At 56.2% G+C, this 15,538-nt stretch carries 10 protein-coding genes and 2 pseudogenes; 5 read left to right on the top strand and 7 right to left on the bottom strand.

Annotated elements, in window-relative coordinates:
• Positions 1 to 6: 6 nt before the first annotated feature.
• Together zorA1 and CKW14_RS30450 are read right to left on the bottom strand one after the other, a co-directional pair.
• Positions 7 to 2,199: a type I Zorya anti-phage system protein ZorA1 gene (gene zorA1 / locus CKW14_RS11575; protein WP_095125347.1), complete on the bottom strand. Its 2,193-nt coding sequence runs from the start codon at positions 2,197 to 2,199 to the stop codon at positions 7 to 9.
• A 998-nt stretch (positions 2,200 to 3,197) separates the two neighbouring features.
• A pseudogene (locus CKW14_RS30450) lies at positions 3,198 to 3,317 on the bottom strand (NUDIX domain-containing protein); the annotation flags it as partial.
• 724 nt (positions 3,318 to 4,041) lie between these two features.
• Here CKW14_RS30450 and CKW14_RS11565 point away from each other — a divergent pair.
• Entirely contained in the window at positions 4,042 to 5,496 is a 1,455-nt protein-coding gene (locus CKW14_RS11565; RefSeq protein ID WP_095125345.1) for a DUF726 domain-containing protein, read from the top strand.
• Between the two features lie 159 nt (positions 5,497 to 5,655).
• Here the strand turns inward: CKW14_RS11565 and CKW14_RS11560 are convergent, their stop codons facing one another.
• From CKW14_RS11560 to CKW14_RS11550, 3 genes are read right to left on the bottom strand one after another with little or no spacing between them, the layout of a single operon-like run.
• Entirely contained in the window at positions 5,656 to 7,389 is a 1,734-nt protein-coding gene (locus CKW14_RS11560; RefSeq protein WP_095125344.1) for a LeoA/HP0731 family dynamin-like GTPase, read from the bottom strand.
• Positions 7,361 to 9,100 carry a hypothetical protein gene (locus CKW14_RS11555; protein ID WP_095125343.1) on the bottom strand — a complete coding sequence of 580 codons (1,740 nt, stop codon included), beginning with the start codon at positions 9,098 to 9,100 and terminating at the stop codon, positions 7,361 to 7,363. Before CKW14_RS11555 ends, CKW14_RS11560 begins: the two co-directional genes overlap by 29 nt.
• Before the next feature lies 1 nt (position 9,101).
• Positions 9,102 to 9,896, bottom strand: coding sequence for a hypothetical protein (locus CKW14_RS11550; protein ID WP_095125342.1), 795 nt, complete (start codon positions 9,894 to 9,896; stop codon positions 9,102 to 9,104).
• A 141-nt stretch (positions 9,897 to 10,037) separates the two neighbouring features.
• Between CKW14_RS11550 and CKW14_RS11545 the strand changes: the two are divergent.
• Positions 10,038 to 10,598: pseudogene (locus CKW14_RS11545) on the top strand (WYL domain-containing protein); the annotation flags it as partial.
• Positions 10,599 to 11,008: 410 nt separating this feature from the next.
• On the opposite strand, the gene CKW14_RS11540 reads toward CKW14_RS11545, so the two are convergent.
• Entirely contained in the window at positions 11,009 to 12,049 is a 1,041-nt protein-coding gene (locus tag CKW14_RS11540) for a DMT family transporter (protein ID WP_095125341.1), read from the bottom strand.
• Between the two features lie 204 nt (positions 12,050 to 12,253).
• Between CKW14_RS11540 and CKW14_RS11535 the strand changes: the two genes are divergently transcribed.
• The 3 genes from CKW14_RS11535 (at position 12,254) to CKW14_RS11525 (ending at position 15,254) form a co-directional block, all read left to right on the top strand.
• Positions 12,254 to 13,177 carry a hypothetical protein gene (locus tag CKW14_RS11535; RefSeq protein WP_095125340.1) on the top strand — a complete coding sequence of 308 codons (924 nt, stop codon included), beginning with the start codon at positions 12,254 to 12,256 and terminating at the stop codon, positions 13,175 to 13,177.
• A gap of 84 nt (positions 13,178 to 13,261) precedes the next feature.
• Positions 13,262 to 14,668, top strand: a complete 1,407-nt coding sequence (locus CKW14_RS11530; RefSeq protein WP_095125339.1) for a DUF2252 domain-containing protein — start codon at positions 13,262 to 13,264, stop codon at positions 14,666 to 14,668.
• Between the two features lie 211 nt (positions 14,669 to 14,879).
• Positions 14,880 to 15,254, top strand: a complete 375-nt coding sequence (locus CKW14_RS11525; RefSeq protein WP_095049694.1) for a DUF6124 family protein — start codon at positions 14,880 to 14,882, stop codon at positions 15,252 to 15,254.
• A gap of 163 nt (positions 15,255 to 15,417) precedes the next feature.
• Here the strand turns inward: CKW14_RS11525 and CKW14_RS11520 are convergent.
• Positions 15,418 to 15,538 (bottom strand): transposase (locus CKW14_RS11520; RefSeq protein ID WP_141228961.1); only part of this gene is annotated, 121 nt, incomplete at its 5' end.

Raw genomic sequence — 15,538 nt, 5'->3', positions numbered from 1 at the left:
CCTCCGTTACTGCCTGATTCGTTCCATGATCTCGCCGAAGTCTTCGAGACTTTCCTTGACCCCTTCTACACCGCCAGCGAGGCTCTTGACTGCTTTATCGAGCTCGGCATCCAGACTACCCAGCGTCTGTCTCAAGGTCCGATCCATGCCATCACCGAACTCTTTAAAGCCGTTACCCAACACACCACTGATGTTTTCCAGGTATTCATAAACTTCACGGTTAAGCGCCTGCATTCGCTCGCTTTGAACCTTCAGGTCCTGGAGATACTGGCTGCGGCCGCTGGCCTCCCCTTGTGCGCTTGCGACAACCCCTTCGATGACCGCGAGAGTTTTCGCCAGCGCTTCACGATTGTTTCGATAGTCCGCAACCACGGTGTTCAACTCACGTGATGCCTGTGCAAGCTCAGTACCTGCGCCCTGGACTGTGCCCATCAGCCCCGCAGTCGACTCACTGGCACGCGCAACGCTTTGTCCGGCCGTTTCAAACCGTTCAGCCGCCGCCCGCATCTTGTCTGCTCCTAGCTGCATGCTCTGCAAATGCTGCTCTGTTTGGGCACTTAATGCCTTAACGGTGTCCTGTGCAGATTTCTGTTGCTCTGACACTGTTTGCAGCAACGCCTTGACCTGTTCGTCAAGACCGCCCACCAAGTCACGGGTGCCTTGATGCAGGTCAGCCTGTGCAGCGCGGGTGATTTGATCCATCTGCTGCTGGCCGTGCTCCAATTGCTTGAAGACTGCCGAGAGTTGCTCACCCAGCACCTCAACGGAGCCCGCAATTTTCGCCATGGTTTCCTGTTGACCTTGGCCGATGTTCTGCTTGATCGTGTCAACAAAAGCCTGGAGATTCTCAGCCATTGCCTGTTGGCGAGCCTCGCTTTGAGCAAACAACTTCTCCAACTGCTCGGCCATTCGAGCACCTGCCCCCTCCCCTTCGTTGCCGATCCGGGCAACCGAAGCTTGGAGATTGGCGAGCATCTCGTTCATCCCCGCTTGCATGGCGTTCTGTCCGGCCTGCATATCGGAGAGTAACTGAGCGATCATAGTCGAGCTGTTTTGGGCCGAGGACTCGCTAGCCAAACGCATATCTTGGATCAGCGTCGAAAAGCCTTGCTGCATCGACTGCATTGCGGCAACGGACTGACCCATCAGTTCGTGTAGACCGTTGAACTGTTGGCCGAACGTACCTTCCAGCTTATTCATGAAGGCAACTAGAACATCCTGAAGAAGGTTCTGTACTTGCCCTGACTGGTCGCCACTGGCGGCCTGAACCGCACCCGCAATAGCTTCAAGGGGGGATTTGAGACTGTTCTCAATCGCACTGCTTACCTGATCGGCCAACAACTGCCCAGAGTCACGGTAAGTCGTTGACAAGGTATCCGCTAATTTGAGGCTTTCGCGGACTTGGGTATCAACGAGGTTCTGCAGCATTTCCCGCAGATCGGTTACCAGGCTGTCCTTGAGCTGACGGGTTTGCACGGAGCTTTCAGCACTCGATCGCACAAGCTCCGCTAGATATTCCTCACCGACACCGCTGTCGAAAAGCCCGTCGATGGTTTCGTTGAACGCTTCAAGAAGCCTGTAGCATTGGCCCAGACGCCACTTTTCAGTAATCGTGACGGCTATAGATGCCATGATTGAAATAAAGGAGCCGATGAACGCAAACAACACGTCCTTGAGCAGCTTATCGACGCTGGCATTTACCTGCTCAGGGGTGCTTGGATCAAAATGCTGTAGGCCTAGCATCAAGCCGAAGAAGGTTCCGACAATACCGATGCCGGTCAAAATACCAGGCAGGTGTTTATAAAACTCGGTTCCCAGCGGGGTATCGACCACGCTTTGAGGTGAGAAAAAATGCGCGGCTCCGGCGGTGGCGCGCGACCGGACAAGAACCTGTTCGCCTTCTTGAAACTCAAACTGGTCGTGCAGTGTTTCAGCGTATTCGTGCCAAGAGTGCTCCAGCTTGCTTCCATTGAACAGGCGCTCCAATTCAGAGCGCCGTTGAGACGGGGCGAGCGCTTTCACACCGTGCACACGTTTAGTCAGTTTTTTCAGCTGACTGCTAAGTTTGAAGGATGGACAAAAATAACGGACAAAGTACCAAGCGCACAAAATAAAAACGAAGCCAACTACCGTTATTGGCGCGATCAGCTGCTCGGAGCTAGCTGCACCCCATAAATGCAACAGCGTCGAAAATTCCATACTTTCCGCCTTCAATTTAGCAATTTTTTGATGTTTGGGACGCCTGCAACACCCACATTGACGCGTCAATTGCCAATCCCGTTGGGAATCGATGACAGCAACTTGCTCGGCACGCGTTTTTCAGGGCACAACAAAGTCGGAAAGGAAGGGCGGTAGTTTCACTACGGCTAATCAGGAACCTTCCGTGGACAAATGTTAGAAAATCATGTCCTTATGCCAGCACCTTAGCCTGAGCCTTGACCTCCGTAAAGCTGGACGCGATCAATGGGGTCCTGATCTGAGAGACCCTATAGGCTTATCGGGTTTGTGCCCAGCGACCACTGTAAAGAGACACCAAATCCGCTCTACCCCATCTGCGATTTAATCAGTGTCGAAAACTTTGATTCTGCTCAGCCAATTTGCGAGCCATCAGTGCAATCCGAGCGACACCTTCTGCATCATCTGTTTTTGAATACTGCTCGTACAGCCTATTAAAATCCACCTGCACCGAGAGCAATCCAACCCCGCTCCTCAACAAAACTGATGCTATTGATTTAGAAGCCTGTCCAGTTCCCGTGCTGGTAAAGCTTGCTGTTCACAAAATAGCTAAACCATTTCTCTTCCATCGCAGACGGAATGTAGCCTTTGTGGATCGCCTCAGCGTCCTGAGGACCAAGATAGAAATTCAAGGGCAAGGTCACAAAACGTGTCCCGCATTTCCTCGGTCATCCAGTCTTACTTGATGGCCCATCCGCTTGAGCCTCTTTGTTCAAACGCAATCAACCCTTTGTAGTTGACCTCCAACCACCGCTGAGCGCCTTCGAGTAGCTGCAGATTAAGCTGCCGGCCAATGGGGTTGGTTGTCATTTTTATAAACACCCGTGCGTCTTCGAGGCTTGCCCAACGAACGATTTGGGTCTCTTGGCTGGTCGAACCCTGCCTATGCTCAGAGATCATCAGGAAACTTTTATTGGTCGTGCTGCCCCCCCTTATAGACGCTAGGTGGTAATCCTATAACCTTAATTGTTCCCAACCTCGCCGCGGAGTGCGCGTCGAGCCGTTTGCTCCGGTGTCTCATTGCTTAGGGGCAGGCCCTTGGCGAATGCCCAGACATAGCCATCGTAATGATTGACTGGCTCGCATAGGAGAACCTAGCCACTGGAGTTTAAGAGGATGCCGCCGTAAGAGATGACCTTAGGGATGAACCAAGTCATGACTTGCTCCTTGAGTTCTTTGAAGATTTCATACAACTTGCTGGATCGTTGTAGTCGCATCGACATCGATCGTCCAGATCAACATTTATAGTCAGGCTCCAGCCTTCCATTGAGCTTTGGCCAGGTATATACGGATCTCCACGCGCATTAAGCTCCTGAAGCTGCCATCGCCAAGGCTCGACGTGCGCACAGGCAAACAACTAAAGCAGGCCCCCCTGACAACTCTGCGTCAGAATCGTAGGCTCACTGAAACGACTGCTACTACACGGATATCCTCCTTCCATTTAAACCGATAACTCAAGGCCTTGATATTCCAAACGGTATTCCAAAGAAAATTTCTTGATAGATATTTTTTGTTTTAAATCAAATATTTAGGCCGTTAGCTCAGATTGCCCCTGTCCGTAACCAAGGCCGCTTTTCCTGACAGGTTATTGCTCATGTTTGAAGGTCCAATCTGCATTGAGAGGAGTATCGATGCACCAATCTAAACCTGCGAATTGCACAGAAAAACAGCACAAAAACTATTTCTGTATCCACTGGACTGGACAACTCCCGCTGCAATGTAGACGAGAGGATAAGCTGGCAGTTTGCCACCCAGCCTGACATGCTAAGCCTCTGTGGATCGCGCCCTCGCACGGAGCTCTCGCCCTTGAAACCCCAACACTTCAGTTTCACCACCCAATCCTTCAACAGCACTACCACCACCGCCAACGTGTTTATCCACGGTTACTCCGCGGGCCACAACTTCACCGACCGGGCACTGCTGGTCAGCCAGATTCCGCAGGCCCTGAATACCGATATCAACCTGCTGATGTTCTGGGAATCCAGCCACTTCGGTTCAATCAGCAAGCTTTCGCGCAATGTCATCTTCGGCGCCTCGCGCCTGCACCCCGCAGCAACGCTGGCGGCGTTTGCTGGGGACAGGGCCGTGCATTTCGCGATGTCCCGCAAACGCGCGAATCTCGTTGGCGAAGCCCTGCTCGATGAGCTGGGGGACTACCTGCTGGAGCACTACCCCTACGTCACCCACGTAAACCTTGTCGGCCACTCTTTGGGCGGACGAGTGGTGATCAGCGCGCTGCGCAAACTGGCCCAAAACCGGGATGCGTGCGACTTGGTCATCAATGACGTGCTATTGATGGCTGCGGCTGTGGAAGTGTCGGCGGATGAAGCGCAGGCGTTGAACGACACCGCAGAACGTGTAATTAACGCCTACTCCAAGTCAGACGGTGTGTTGCTGCTCAATGCCGATGAAAAGTGCCTGGGGCGGCATGAAGTTAAGCCCTTCGATAACGTTGAAATGACCAAGTTCGGCCACCTGGATTACTGGCCGAAACTGCACGACGTGCTCATGCGCACGCAGTTTTCCGGCTTCAACGGCCAACAACTCGGCCAGCCCCAGTTGCAAGACCCGGTGCTCAACGACGTCCTGCTGTATGGCCTGCTCCAGCGCGTCCCGCAAGAGGTACTGGCCCAAGGCATCAAACACCTCAAAACCAGCAGTTGGATCAACATCGACGAGCAACAGCCGCTGCACTCCTTCATCCGAGAAATGCAGCACCTGGGTGGCCACTGCATGGTGAATTTCGTGCGGGGCCGGGGCATTGCCTACGCCGCGCTGCTGGACATGCTGGTGGAGCACTTCGACTTGGGCAATGACCGACAACGTTGCGGCGCCGTCGTGGAGTTAGAGGCGGTGTTGGTTCGGCAAGTGTTCGACAACGCGTTCCCGGAAGGCCATGCCTTCAGCAGTTCGCCTATTGCCGCAGTGAAGGCCATGCCTGCGGACACCTATTTCAGCCATGTCGACGCACTGGCTGAGCGATTGACCCTGGCCTCCTACGTCAAGGCTTCAGCCTCTGCTCCTCAGGTGGAAACCTCCCAATCGCTGACAGTCACCGGCGGGACGCTCAACATCACGCAACTGGCAAGCTGGAACATGCTGTCGGCGTTACCCGGATTGCTAGGCAAGCAGATGAAAGGCCGCTGGGCGACCAACTTCAAGACCGCACTGAAACCTGGCTACTCGGCGTTGGTGCCGGCAGTGGCAATAGTATTTTTTGCGCGGGTTCATTGGGGGAGTGAGCGCGGGTTCAGGAAGTGAAGATGTGCGCCAGATACCTTAGGCCGCTTTGCGGCCCTTCGCGGGCAAATCTGCTCCTACAGGTACTGCGCAATCTTGTAGGAGCAGGTTTGTTCGCGAAGGTCTGCAGGGCAGCCCAATTTGGCTCAACTGACTGGCACTACTCCTTGCCGAGCTTTTTCATGCAGTTGCCTCAAGCCGCGCAGGCGATGATGTCAGGGCATTCAGCTTGGCTTTCACGGTTTGCAGCTTGGCTTGGTTGGCACTGATGAAGCGCGAGCGCTCTTCCACCGTCTCGACAATCTTCTCAAACGCCTTGAGCTGCGGTGCGAAGAAGTCCAACAGCTTTTCGTCGTCAGAAATGATGTCGTAGATATCCTTGAAGGCGCTTTTGATCATCTCGGCGATCGACTCCTTGGCGTTCTTCAACTCCTGTTCCAGTTCATGCGCTTTATAGGCGTTGAGCAGGTCCGAGGTAAGTGTGATTGCAGCGCCTGCAGGGCCTGCCCACTTTGAAATGGCGCCGGCGATTTTGGTCGCTTGCCAAGGCTTGAATTTGATCGCCACGCCAGTCACTGCGCTGAGCGCATCACGGGCTGCAAATACCGCCCCCTTGATGATGTCTGGGCTCAGGTTGGCAATGCCCTTGGCAGCCCCGCCCATCGACTTCAATGCACTGTCACCCATGGCATTGAGGAAGCTCTCGCTGGAGTTGAGCTGACGGCCAATATCCTGAGAGATGCGGCTGGTTACTTTGGAAGACTGGTCGAAGGAGCGGTCAATTGCGCCCTTGATTTTCAGGTTCAACTTGAAACCTACGCCATCCTCGGTGTAACCCAGCTCGTCCTCAAGGAATTCACGAATGTTTTCCAAGCCAAGCGGACGTAACTTGCCCAGCATGCCTTTCTCAAGGTTCTGAAGTTCTTCGAACAGCTCACCGGCCAGGCGTTTGACTTCACGACGACCCGATTCAATGTCTTGGGTGATACGTGCCGATTCTTCGGCATTCTGATCGGCAAAAGCCTTGAGCCGCTCCAACTGTTCTTCGGCGCGCACCACATGCTGGCCGACGACATCTCGCACTACATCCATGCCCGTCTTTGCAATCAGCACCGCAGGCACATTGTGCCGCAACACTTGCGTGGTCATGGCTTTGAGGTCGTTGATGCGCGAGCGGCTTTCATAGTGCTCTGGCTTGCCAAACCAGAACGGCAGGCCGCGTCCATTCGGGTTGGAGGCCAGGCAGACGATATTCACCTTGGCCAGTTCATCCGGGCTCAGGTTGGCTGCACGCTGCAGTTTGCCTTTGAGGTTGTCCTTCTTGATCGTGGCCTGAGCATCGAACAGTACTTGCTCGGTGAGGTCAGTCACTTCGTCCATCTTGTTGATCACGAAAATGGTCGAAGACAGCTTGTTCAAGTCCCGCAGCACCCACTTGACGATGTCGTTGTGGCTTTCCTTGAGTGGGTTGGTAGCGTCCACGACATACAGAATCAGGTGCGCCTCGGAGATGTAGCGTTTGGTCAGGTCTTCATACATGACCTGCTCGCCGTCGACACTTTTTTCCTTGTCGCCGAACAGGCCGGGGGTGTCGACGATTTCGCACTTCTCCGGCAGCCCCTCTGGAGAATAAATTGCCAAGCGATCAGAGGACTCGTCCATGTTGATGTTCATGTCGGCCATGATCTTGCCCAGCCAAGCGGCAATAACGCTTGTCTTGCCGTCGGAAAAGGCACCCAGCAAGGCGATGCGCAGCACATCGGACTCGACGGCTTGTACTGCCGAGTCGATCTTGTTCAACTCGCTACCGACGTCGACGCCCATCTCCCCCAACTCGTCGAGCACCGCACGCAGTTGCTCCAGCCCCTTGAGCGCTGCCTGCTTCTCAACTTTGAACTGATTGAATTGTTCCATACGGCATGTTCTCCAACTGCTCTTTAATAAGGGTCATCAGCGCGATCTGCTGCTCGATGACGTCCAGAGGGCGCTTGAGCGACTCCTCAAGCTGCTGCACGCGGGGCAATACGGTTTCGTCAATTTGCTTGCGAACAGGGGTAAACAGCGTTTTGCGTTCTTCCTTCAAGGCGTTACGGGCTTCGGTGCATGCGTCATCGATCTTCTCCTGAACTTGCCCCTGTGCTTTTCGAATGCGTTTTTCCTTGCTGGTAAAGATGCTCAACACACTCACAAAGATGCCCACCACAGCGCCAGCAACGGCGCCGATCAGGTTGCCGATCACCGGAAACGCGGTGCCGATGCCTGCACCAGCCAATGCGTAGGAGCCTATGTTGAAGGCCATCCACCCGTAGTCACCCAGTTCGAAGCCAAGGTCCAAGTCAGGTGTTTTGTAGTTGATATTCAGGGATTCGGCGTCATAGAGAAGCTGCTCGAACTCTACCCGCGCAACGTCCTCCATCAGACGCTGGATGGCTTGATGCAGGTCCTGCCCCAAATCATTTAGGTAGGCTTCGAACTGCTCCTGGAGTTTCTCCTTGAGCTCATTCTGCCCACGCTTGAAAGCACGATTGATCTGGGTGGAAATAACGTCGTTTTCACCGAAGTTCTTTTCGACGATATCGTCGGCATCTTCCTTGAGGTCGTTGAAAAGGCTATCCCAAAGATTCCGCCTTCCCGCAACGACCAGCCGTTCGAATCGCTCCCGGGCCGCCTTGATCGCTTCGCGGCACTTCTCGAATTCCGGCTCAGTCCTGGCAACGAAGGCTTCATGGGTTGCGTGCAACGCTTGCAAGGTCGAAATGTTTTCAACCAGCAATTCGTACACCTTGGTCTTGTTGCTTTCGATCATGTCCTCTCGGAACGTCGCGAGCTTGGTATGCAGCACCTTGGCGACGGACTTGATCTGGCTGAATTCATACATCTCTTTCGACGAGGCGAAGTGCTTCTGATAATTGCGCTGCTGAATCACCAGGTCTTGGCTACGGGCGGGGTCGATTGTGGTACGCCCAGTTTGCGCATCGCTCGCCAACGACGAAAATGCCAGCAAGCCCTGCACGTAGTGGCCTGTCTGTAAAACTTTGCTGCCCAGTACCGAGCGCAGTACGTCCTCGGTCTGTTGCAAGGCGGCGGTGGAGTCGCCGTGCGCAGTCAGTGACTCGCGGTCTTCCTCGAACTCGTAGGCGTCGGCATTACCACGCACGTTGACCAAGGGGCACACCTGAGTACCCAAACGTAGATAAGAACGAATTTTCTCTGCGGTGGCTTTCTCAGGCTTTTTATTGGTGCCGTTTACATAGAAAACGAGATGCGCCTTGGCAACGGCCTCGCGGACCATATGCGCATACTTGGCCTCGTCACCCTCAATACCAGGCACGTCGATCAACTGAAAGCGTTTGCCCTTGTAGTTCAGGGGGTAGAGCGTATTGCCCTTGGTGAAATCGGCTTCACCCGTGCCGATGATCGAGCCGTCTACACGATGTGCCTGGGCCTTCTTATGTTCATAAGCCAACAGATCGTCGTGCAGCCCTTTGAACTGCTGATTGAGCAGGCCATCCAGTGCAGGAGAGCGCGTCTCAATGCGTTGGAGAACCGGCGTGTCATCGGGGGAGACAGGCGAAGGGGTCGAGACGGCCTCATCGAACAACTCATCAAGTTCGTGCTGGGACATTTCAGGCTCCTGCCAACTTCAGTACCGCCACCGCAGCAACAGCGCCGAACAGCACTCCACCGATGGCGAACATCGACAGCCGGGCCTTGAGGCTCGATATCGCGTGCGCTCGCGCAATGTCCAGACGCTGTGAGGCTTCCTGTTGCTCCAGTACCAGGCGAGCGCTGGACTCCTGTTCGGCGAGGGTGCGCTTGGCCTCCGCTTCTACCTCAACTACTTGTTGGCGATGCGCGGCTTCATGCTGCTGCAACTCTAGTCGTGCCTGAGTTTCTTGCTGGGCAAGCCGCACTCTAGCATCGGCTTCAGCTTGATCAATCGCATTTCGCTCCTGGGCTTCGCGCTGAACGATTTGCGTCAGCTGGGCTGTGCTTTGGCGAATGCTGACCACTTCACCCGTGTACTCGCTGTACAAGGCGTGCAAGCCTTCGCGCACATGCTCGAAGCGAGCGGTAAGGGCTTGCGAGAACTGCTCCAAGTCATCGGCATGCTGTTGCAGCAGTGCCTCGCGGGATTCTTCCTTGAACAGGATGCGCAGTGATTCGATGATCGTGCTCTTGCCAGCGTTGGTCTCACCGAAAAACGCCAGGGTGAACGTGTCCCACTCAGCGTGGGTTTTCAACTGTTCCAGTTCGCTGTCGAACCGCCCCCGAATGTCACGCAGTTTTTCGGTGATGTTACCGATTTCACGCTTGCCATCTTTGTGCTCGACGTTAAGCGCGAGGATGTCTTCCATGGCGCTGCCAATACTGTCCGAGACATCGGTATAGAGGCGGTTGAGATCTTCAGTGGCGTTCATTGCGCGTCCTTGTAATGAAGTAATGTCAGGCAGGATTTTGTTTGCCAATAAACGCAATCAACTGGAGCCCTGAACATGCGGGGTAGCCGAGGCTATGGTAAACGCTCGACCATAAATGGCATATAGCCATAATGTTGATATGCCCTGCACATCGACGGGCTGGCACTGGCTTATGCGCATACCAGGGTGCTGGAAGTGCCTGATCGGCCCATTCGGCCCGAGGTGCTGCGCCCTTTGCTCAAGGGCTGCCACGAAGGCCTGCGCCTGGAAACCGAATACGTTTCCTTCAACACCCCCAACGTCGAGGTGCGCCTGATCGCACCGCACACGCAGGTCTACACCGGCATGCGCTGGCACGTGCGGGCCTACTGCGAAAAGAACGGCCAGTACCGCGACTTTGTCCTCAGCCGCCTGCGTGGGCAGCCAGACTTGCTCGACGCATCGCCAAACACCCGCGAGCAGGACGAAGACTGGAATGTCGAGGTACCGATCATCTTCGAGCCTGACTGGCGGTTGAACGCGGCGCAGAAGGCAATTATCGAAACAGACTTCGGCATGACGCAGGGACAACTGGTGGTCTCCAGCCGCCGGGCACTGGTGAAGTATGTGCTGCAGCGCTATCAGATCGACCACCGCAACATGGCAATACTGCCTGAGGCCCAGCAACTGGTGGTGAGCAACCTCCAGGAACTGCAGCCGTGACTGATGAAGTTCTGACACTTAGCTCTTCGAAGCGTCAACCGCGATCAAATGCATGATTGCGCCAACCCGGCACGCGGCTTCCACTCATTGTTCTGCTGATGCTGGACAGACTAGAAACGCCTGTTAAGCCGTAGTGCTTTAGCTCAGTGGTTTTTCTTGGAACAGGGTCGCCCGACAGTGGGCGGCCGCGCTGGTTATCGGTAGGCCATGAATACGTGCCGCAGTATTCCAATCGGTATTCCAGCTCAAAATACAAACCGGAGTTCCCACAATTAATCAATATGTTGCTAACATAATTCAACTTACCCCGGCCCAACTTTCAACGACAAAGCCCGCCAAGTGCGGGCTTTGTCGCATCTGGCCATCCCATCCTGCCCCTACCGCAAAAAACCAATCCCTCCCCACACACTTCAATGCTCATGCCGATGATGCACATCCGGAAAATGCGCATGGCTATGCCGCATCGGCGTATGCACATGCGGATGACTGTGCGGCTCCCTACCATCCCATTCAAACCCATGCGTATGCTGGTGATGCTCATCATGTATGTGGCGATGATCGTGCTCGAGCAATTCGTGCTGATGTTCATGAATATGGTTCTCCATCAGATGAATCCACACCCCCACGGCCATTAACGCTGCTGCGAGCAGGAACATCAGCGATACCGACTCGCCCAGCAGCAGAATCGAGATCGCTGCGCCCAGAAACGGTGCGGTGGAAAAGTATGCGCCGGTGCGCGCACTGCCCAGCCCGCGCAGGGCGAGGACGAACATCACCAGGCTGACGCCGTAGCCGAGAAATCCGACCAGCAGGATGGGCACCAGCGTGGTGGCCGCAGGCATTTGCGTGCCGATGAGCAAGGCCAGGCCGCAGTTGACCAGACCGGCGACTAGGCCTTTGCTGCCGGCGATGAACAGTGCGTCCGAGGCAGAGACTTTCCGCGTGAGGTTATTGTCGATGGCCCAGCAAAAGCAGGCGAAGGCGACGGCCAGCGGGCCTGTCCAGTCCTGCGCCGACACGGTCTCTTGCGGCCAGGACAACACGACACCGCCGGCCACGATGGCGAGCATGCCGATCACGATTCGTCGATCAGCGTTTTCCTTGAACACGACCCAGGCCAGCAGTGCCGTGAGCACTGATTCCAGATTGAGCATCAGTGACGCGCTCGCGCCGGACGTTCTGGTCAAACCGAACATCAATGCCACTGGCGCCAGCACACCGCCGAAGCCAATCGCTCCGACCAGCCACGGCCATTCGCCTGTGCCCAGTCCGGAACGCTGCCAGCCTCGATCGCGGGCGAAACGCAGGACGGCCAAACCCAGACCGCTGCCCAGATAGAGCAAACCGGCCAATAGAATCGGTGAAATCTGTACCCCCAGCAGCTTGGCGAGTGGCGTGCTGGCGCCAAACAATGCTGCCGCAACCAAAGCGTAGAGAACGCTCACATTCATGACGGGATCACTCGCTCGGGCCGATGGAATACCGGTAATGATCATGGCAAAACTGAGGTGAGAATTATGTGAACAGCTGATTCGTGTCAGAAACATCACCTCAAGCACGCGCTCAAATCCAGCAACATATAAACCGCGTAATCAGTGGGTGCCTGCTCGACGCAGCCTCTATGCTGCGTACATCGAGATGCAATGGAGTTGAAGATGAAAACCTGGATTGCCGCCGCGTTGGCCGCACTGATTTCTCTGCCGGTCCTCGCAGCAGATACTGGCGCTGTGCGCGTCGAACCGATCGATTTCCCAACCAGCGCCGACAGTGTTCAGCGCAAACAGTCGATCAAGGGCAACCAGACGGCGGAGTACAGATTCAACGCCAAGGCCGGCCAGTTGCTCACCGTCGATTTCAAACCGTCCAACACCTCCGCTTACTTCAACATCACCGCCAAGGGCGCGGATTACGCGCTGTTCAACGGTTCGATCATGGGCAATCATTTCCTCGGAACACTGCCGGCCGATGGCGAGTACACGGTTCAGGTCTATCTCATGCGCAATGCCGCACGGCGCAACGAAGTGGCCAACTACGAGCTGTCTCTGAGACGGGTCAATGGCGACGCCACCAGCGGGAGACAGCCATTCGAGCAGACGCTGGAATTGCAGGGCATTGCCTTTCACGCCAGCACCGAACAGGTCGATGGCAAACCGACGCTGCGCATCACCCCCAAAGGTCTGGAGATCGATAACGCGGTCATCAGCCGGGCGCTCACCGGTGAGGTCGTGCGTGCCGAGGTTGCTGACCTCAATAACGACGGCTCCCCCGAACTCTACGTGTTTACCCGCTCGCCCGGACGCGGCATGCCGAGCGATCTGATCGCCTATTCCGCCAACAACAAGAAATCCCTGAGCGAAATCTACCTGCCGCCGGTCAGCGACAATCCGAAAATCGCCGAAGGCTATCAGGGCGAGGATTCGTTTGCAGTGGTGGAAAACGCGCTGGTGCAGCGCTTCCCGGTGTATGACAGCACTGACGCAGGCGCAGGCCGCACGGGGAAGATGCGCCAGGTTCAATACACGTTGATGGCGGGCGAGGCCGGGTGGGTTTTGCGCGAAGATAAGGTGGCGGAGTATTGAGTTGACGTCACCGGGCTCACGCCAACGGATAAACCCCAAAAGCGCTTCTACACTCACAGCGCCCCTTCCGCCGGACCGAGCCCAATGACCTCACTCAAAGACCGCATGCAACAAGGCAAGGACGCCCGCAAGCAGTGCTCGCGCAGCGCTCAGGCATCCACCGGCAAGATGAACCGTGACCCGATTCCGTTGATCAAGGCCTCCAGCCAGGGCCGCGTCGCGTCGCTGGTCGAACTGCGTTACGGGCGCATGCTGGTGTCGCCGTTCACGTTCTTTCGCGGCAATGCCTTGTTGCAGGCGCACGATTTGTCGGGCACGGCGAACATGGGCCTGAACTTGCCCATCTGTGGTGACAGCCATCTGATGAATTTCGGCGGTTTCGCCACGCCTGAGCGCAATCTGCTGTTCAGCGTCAACGATTTCGACGAAGCACATCCCGGGCCGTGGGAGTGGGATCTGAAGCGTCTGGCGGCAAGTTGCGTGGTGGCAGCCCGCGACCTGCGCCACGGTGAGTCGGTCGAGGAACAGGTGTGTCGTGAAATGGTCGGCGCCTATCAGACCACGCTTCTGGAGTGCGCCGAGCAGAGCACGCTGGAAAACTGGTACGAGTCGATCAGCTACAACGACCTGCTGGCGCAGGCACGCAAAAGTACCCTTGAACATGTGGAGCGCGCCATCGAGAAGGCCGAACGGCGCACACACGCCGAGCTGCTGCCGAAAATCAGCGAGCGCGATACCCACGGGCGTCTGATCATTCGCGATGACCTGCCGGAAATTTTTCACCTGCACAAAAACACCACGCTGCTGGATGCCGAGGATGACTGGCTGCGGCTCGCGGACTGGCGGCCGCTCTTCGGCACCTTCATGCGCGAGTATCGCAGCACGTTGCAACCCGACCGCCGCGAGTTGTTGTCGCGGTTTCACGTGCAGGATCTGGCGTTCAAAGTGGTGGGCGTCGGCAGTGTCGGCACGCGTTGTCTGGTGGCGCTGCTGACGGACGATCAGGAGTTCCCGCTGTTCCTGCAATTCAAGGAAGCCCGGCGTTCGGTGCTCGCCGACTACGTCAAAAGCAAATCCAGGGTGCGTCATGAAGGGCAGCGCGTGGTCGAGGGGCAGCGCCTGATGCAGGCGGCCAGCGACCTGTTTCTGGGCTGGACGACCGGCCCCAGCGGTCGGCAATTCTACGTGCGGCAATTACGCGACATGAAGATCTCTGCCGAACTGGAAAACTTCGACGGTGAAACCTTTGCTGCCTACGGTCGCGTTTGCGGCCGCGCCCTCGCTCGAGCACATGCCAAGGCCTCCGGTCTCGCTGCGCAGATCAGTGGCTACATCGGCAAAGGCGATGCGCTGGCGGATGCGCTGTTGAAGTACGCGCAACATTACACCGCGCAGAACGAGCGTGACTTCGAACGCTTCCAGACGGCGTGTCGCAAGGGGCAGTTGCGTGCCCGGTCAGAGGCTGACTTTGCTGCTGACCACCTGCCTTGAAATGACGTCCGTGATCACCGCGACTGCCATTGGTTTTGTCGCCACGCCCTCCTTCCCACATCGAACGTCCTAGGAAAATTCCCGCAACACGCGTCGACTTTGATGAACTGGTGCACAGTTCCTCAGGGCGTTACGCTCCATGACCACTGCCATCCAGCGGACGGTTTGGCAGCCGCAATTGCAGTGAATGTTCACTCCACGGAGCTACGTCATGAAGAAAATCCCCCGCCTTTCGCTGGTTGGCCCGGCACCGTCCGATGCGCCAACGTCCAGCACCCAACCGCCATCGAATACCAGCGCACGCAGCGAAGCGCACAAGCGGCGCCGTAGCATCCCGCTCAATCAGCTCATCAGGGTGCGCGACGATGTCGACACCCTGACCCTGCTCACCCACGCCAGTGAGATCCTCGATTCCCTCGCGGCCATCAGCGCAACCTTTGCCGATGAGTTCGACGGCTCGAAACGCCATGTGGCGGTGGCCATGAAGCAATTGAGCGCACTGGCCGAGATCCTGATTTGTCGGGCACGGGACAATCTTGATCCGCAGAAACCGCTGAACACTACCGGGCCTGAAACCCGCCATTGACGGGCGAAACCCCGGCGCTCGGTTGCGCATCGGACTGCATTGGAGCCGCCCATCGAGATGAATTTTTCTTCACTGCAGCTGCGCGGCCAAGCCTTGTACAGTCCGCTCGCTCATTCAAGAAACTACGGTTCGCCCGCGCTCCTGCGGGCTTTTTTTTGGTTCTTCACGGATTACCGGGAAAGACGCTCTTGATCTTCATGAAAAAGAACTCGCTATCCCGGTAACCGTACGCCATCCGCTTGATCACCTTTATTCGATTGTTTATTCCTTCCAACTGACCGGTG

The organism is Pseudomonas sp. Irchel s3a12 (assembly GCF_900187485.1).
Taxonomy (GTDB): domain Bacteria; phylum Pseudomonadota; class Gammaproteobacteria; order Pseudomonadales; family Pseudomonadaceae; genus Aquipseudomonas; species Aquipseudomonas neuropathica.
This window is presented reverse-complemented; position numbering and strand designations above follow the sequence as displayed.